The organism is Burkholderia sp. HI2714 (assembly GCF_002223085.1).
Lineage (GTDB): Bacteria > Pseudomonadota > Gammaproteobacteria > Burkholderiales > Burkholderiaceae > Burkholderia > Burkholderia lata_D.
This window is the reverse complement of the sequence record NZ_NKFM01000101.1, coordinates 1-4,847: the sequence shown is the minus strand read 5'-3', so window position 1 is coordinate 4,847 and position 4,847 is coordinate 1. Positions and strand designations below refer to the sequence as shown.

4 protein-coding genes are annotated in these 4,847 nt (G+C 59.9%); all 4 read right to left on the bottom strand.

Annotated elements, in window-relative coordinates:
• Positions 1 to 164 precede the first annotated feature (164 nt).
• The 4 genes from CFB82_RS40965 to CFB82_RS40950 all read right to left on the bottom strand — a co-directional run bounded on the left by CFB82_RS40965 (position 165) and on the right by CFB82_RS40950 (position 4,513).
• Positions 165 to 1,268 (bottom strand): FUSC family protein, encoded by a 1,104-nt coding sequence (locus CFB82_RS40965; RefSeq protein WP_089487893.1) that lies wholly within the window; start codon positions 1,266 to 1,268, stop codon positions 165 to 167.
• Between the two features lie 266 nt (positions 1,269 to 1,534).
• Positions 1,535 to 2,323: a c-type cytochrome gene (locus tag CFB82_RS40960; protein ID WP_089487892.1), complete on the bottom strand. Its 789-nt coding sequence runs from the start codon at positions 2,321 to 2,323 to the stop codon at positions 1,535 to 1,537.
• On the bottom strand, positions 2,320 to 3,945 hold the full coding sequence (locus CFB82_RS40955) for a b(o/a)3-type cytochrome-c oxidase subunit 1 (protein ID WP_089487891.1): 1,626 nt from the start codon (positions 3,943 to 3,945) through the stop codon (positions 2,320 to 2,322). The genes CFB82_RS40960 and CFB82_RS40955 overlap by 4 nt, the downstream gene beginning before the upstream one ends.
• A complete protein-coding gene (locus CFB82_RS40950; protein ID WP_089487895.1) occupies positions 3,935 to 4,513 on the bottom strand; it encodes a cytochrome C oxidase subunit II in 579 nt (192 codons plus the stop codon). The genes CFB82_RS40955 and CFB82_RS40950 overlap by 11 nt, the downstream gene beginning before the upstream one ends.
• Positions 4,514 to 4,847 lie beyond the last annotated feature (334 nt).

Below are 4,847 nucleotides of genomic sequence, written 5' to 3'. Positions count from 1 at the left end.
TCCGGCGGCAGCAACCTTGCAACCACCTTGTCCTTGAATGCTTGTCCGTACTTCGCCACTTCTCGTCCTTATAGCGCCCCCAGATTTCCAGATCCTATCCGGGCGACAACTATTCTGACGCGGGGGGGGCGTGTTGCCGCAAAGTTCACCTTTCCGGCGATGTGTTATTTGCGAGATCGAAACGGTAACGCCAAAACCGGATAGAGCGTAACGATACCGAACAGCACGCCCAGGAAGCGCTCGAAGCCTGCGGACGTATCGCTGGCGGCATAGGTGTCGGGCACGAGCACAACGAGAAAGGCGAGTGCGAACTGCGTTCCTATGTAGTTTGCCCCCGTTCTTGAATTCTCGATGTGCCGCCCAATAACGACACCAACAACGACGAAGAGTGCCATCAATGCAGGCGAATGGTGGGACACATAGAGTCCGACCGTCGCAAGGATGCCGCCTACAGTGCAACCCGCGAATCTATGTGCCATGCGTCGTACGGTGTAGTCGTACGCGGCTGACAATTGCGTCGTCGGAACCATTGAGACCGCGAAGATCGAGACACATGCCTGGGCGGCGGACCGCAGGTGCAGCAACGTTGCCAGAAGCGGGACGATGGCGAGAGCGAGCCCACACTTGTATGCATGCACGGCTGCAGGGTGATTCCAGCGCCTTGTGATGCCTATGCTTGTGGCAACGGGGGAGATGCAGTAATCACCAGCAAGCTGATTGCGGATAGTCGCGGTGGACAGAGCGCTGACCGTGACCCCGCACAGCGTTCCGGTCGCTACTTCAGCTACGCGCGACCAGGCGAATGCGGCAAGGTGGACTTCCGGTTGTTGCAACGCATCGTTCGTCACCATCGCGAAGGTCAGGCCCGCGAATAACCACGCGTAGCCGCTGGGTTCAGTCAGCGCCAGATATAACGTAATCGTGCCAACGATTGCCAGCGCAACGGCAAGCTCAACCGGTGACAGGAGCTGATACCGATGCATGACATATGCGGCAGCGGAGCCGGCGGCCGTACCCACGATGCGTAACACTCCCCGGGACAAGGTTGACGCGACATGGGCCCGCATCACCATGTACGCGCTGAATGCAGCCCATCCGATGTTGTGCTCGTCGAGTAAATGTGCGCAGAGAATGGCTAGCAGAACTGAGGTTACTGTCTCTATCTCATCGAGTGCGCGAGGGTCCGGTACAGGAATACGACACAGGTCACGCACGATGTCAGCTGCGAGTAACCGCAGATCGTCGAGAAATCGCGATTCAGGCTTCATCGGTAGCTCTTTACGGCACGGGGCCGCCACCTCGTACGGTCAAGTAGAGGATGGGCGGCGTGTTGATTGACCTTAAATCCATGGGTCAGTGCGACAACGGGTGTGCGATTTGCTAGCCCAGCTCCGGAGCATGTGATATTGGATGAGAGTACCGCCCCACTGACGGTGTGAGGTCGCGGGGCCAAACTTAATTGCTAGCCTTGGCAAACGCGCCCAGCTCGCGCATCAAGCTTTACAGGGCGTAGTGCGGTAGCCATCAAGTCTTTTTACCGATCCGATGCACCCGCATACCAAGTCGCCGCGGTGTCGATTTCCTCGGGAGTCATGTTACGTGCAATGTTGCGCATTTGCCCAAAAGTATCATTGTGGCGCGTGCCGTCCGCGAATGCAGCCAGCTGGGCTTTGGTGTAAGCGGCCGGTAGGCCCTCGAGCCAAGGGCTGCCCACTTTGTGATCGACGCCGCCGTGGCACGTGGCGCATGCCGAGATGTTGCGCAGCGGAGCACCCTCTGCAACGATCGGCGGCGCGTCGCTGCGAATACGTGTGATCGGCGGTAGCGAAGCGTAGTAGGCCGCCAGGTCGCGAATGTCCTGATCGGAGAGATTTTGCGCCATCGGCGACATCACTGCGTTCCTGCGTGCGCCGCTCTGAAAGTCGAGGAGCTCCTTGTAAACGACGCTTGCAGATTGCCCCGCAAGATTCGGCGAATCAGCTTCACTCACGCCGCGTGCGCCGTGGCACATCGTGCAGCGTAGAGAGAGCGTCGCGCCGCGTCCGATCGACTGGCTCGACGTATCGTCGAACATATGCGGCGTGAGTTCGACCGCGCTCGACTTGTAGCTGGACGCGACAGTCGATTCGACTGGATGCCATTGGCGCGGCACACCCGCCGCGCTGCAGACTGCGTTCCAGATACCCTGGAACTGCGGATCGCTCTGCGCCGAAGGCAACCAAACGAAACCAATCAGCGCGGACGCGACAAATGCCGCGATAGCCGTACCCACGCTCGCGCGGAACCACGGGTTGCGTAACGAGAACAAGCGTTCGTCGCTCATCGCGGTGCTCCAATCGGAACTGCGGGCACGTTGGTATCGGACCTCACGAGTAGTTGCGCGATGGGATAGCCATAGTTAGTGATCGTGAGGGCGACCATTAGCACGAGCCACAGCGCGAAGCTATTGAGAGCCACGGGCAGCGTTGCCGATTCATGCACGGGCGTGCTGAAGCGGTATTCTTCGGGCGTTTGAACGACGCCACGTTGTCCTTGTAGCAGCACGATAAAGAACAGGAGTGCGGACGTTACGAGGATCAGCCCGCCAACGGCCGACATGGTAACGAGGCCTGCCTGCTCGGCTAGCCCGGGATTGCTGTAATCGAAGTAGGCCATGCGGCGCGGCATGCCCAGAATGCCGACCAGATGCCAGGGGAACGTCAATATGATCATGCCGATGAACCATAACCACAACTGCCAACGCATCAGATTCCAGTTGGTGAGCGCGCGGCCCGTGATCTGCGGCCATAGATCGTAGGCGATGGCGAAGTACATGATGACGATCGCGCCGCCGAATATCAGATGGAAGTGGCCCGTGATCCATTGCGTGTTGTGAATCGGCTGATCGAGCTGGTAGCTCATGTTGATGAGGCCCCCCGCGCCGCCGAACCCGAGCATCACGAACGAGAACGCAACGGCGAGCATCTGCGGGTTATGCCACGGGAGCTTCGCGATCCAGCCAAACACGCCTTTTCCGCCCCGCAGCCGCCCTGCGATTTCCACCGAGGCGCAGATCGTGAACACCGTGAGCAACGTAGGCACAGCCACGAGCGCCGTGAATACCGACTGGACGAACTTGAAGCCTGCGCCGACCTGCGGGTCGGTGAAGAGGTGGTGTAGTCCGATGGGCATGGCTACCACGAGGAACAGGATGAACGAGATACGCGCCATCGAGTCGCTGTAGAGTCGCCCTCCGATTGCACGCGGAACGATCGTGTAGTAGCAGATATAGGCTGGCATGAGCCAGAAGTAGACGATGGCGTGCAACGTCCATGAGAAGAAGATGCGCGCGAGGCCCGCGTCGATGGTGTTGCGCCAGCCGAGCGCAACGGGCAGGATCTGGAACAATACTTCGATTGCCGCACCCACTGCGGTCCAACCCCATAGATATGCGCCTGCAGTGGTCGCGAACATCGCGAGCGGCACTGGCTTGCCGCGGTTTTCGCGTTTCCATGCTGTGAAGTTCACAGCCATCAGCGCGACCCAGACCCACGAGCCCACCACCACGAGCACGACGCCGATGTAGTAGAACGCATTGGCTATCATCGGTGGATAGAACGTGTAGAGTACCGACGCTCGGCCTAGCGCGATCGGCACGGTAGCGGTGACGGCGCCAAGCGCGAGCAGGATGAATCCGAGCCACGCCCAGCGAATGCCGAGCAGTGGCCGTTTAAGCGAAAGCTCGGTCACGGCATAGCCGAAGCCCATGGCGATGAGCGTGGGGAACGCGTAGCCCATCACGGTGCCGTGTTCGGTGACGGAACGGTAGTAGAGCTCCGGATTGTGCAGCCACGGATGCAGCGGGCTGCGCACAAGCATCTGCCAGGCGCCGAGCAGCAGCGCGATTCCAAAGAGAACGAACGCGAGCCAGAAGTGGGCGAGCACGAGGCGCTTGTTATTTAACACAGTTCAGTCTCCGCAGTTGATTCTCCGGAAGCGTGGCCATTTGCATGAAGGCGGCGCGATCGATGACCCGAACGTGTGCCCACATGCCCTGGTGACCCGTGCCGCAATATTCGTGGCAAGGCATGAGGTGATCGCCGGGCTTGTTGAAGGTCGTGTGGAAGGTGGAGATGTAGCCGGGCTCGACCATCGAGTTGAGGTTCGTGCCGGTCACCAGAAAGCCATGCACGACGTCCGCGCTGGTGGCACGGAACGTGATAGGGACGTCTGCCGGCACGACGATGCACTGCGGAGTGAATGAATACTGTTGCGCGAGCACGCGTACCGTGACGGAGCCATCCGACTCCAGCGCGCTGCCGAGATTGGCTTCGACGAATTCGCCGGAAACGTGCAGCTTATTCGGATTGACGACTTCGACGCGTGAGGGCGGCATCATGGCCCAGTGCAAGCCGGTGAAGATTGTCATTGCCACCAGAACGACAATGATCAACACCATGGCGGTGGCCCAGCGGCGCTCGACGCGCGCGGCCACTTCGGCGCTGACGTGGGAATCGGACGGATTCGTGGACATATGTGCAGTATGCGCAGGAGTTGAATTGCGTAGTTGCGAGGTTCTCGCAAAGTTACTGAATGACACCGCGAGGCAGGAAGACGATCAAGTAGAACGCAAACCAGAGCCCGATCACGATGGCTACGGCGATGCCGGCGAGCGCGAGTGCGCCGCCTGGGCCGCGACGTACGATCTCGTCGACTAGCTCGTGCTGCGAGTGGTTATCTGGTCGGACATGCGAAATTCAGGCGGTCGTTTCGAGCTGCGCGCAACGCGACCTCGTCGCGAGTTGAATCGCGCGCGTCAACACCGCCGCCCATCGAAATGGCGATCGCAAGGGTACGTCAACCCGTAA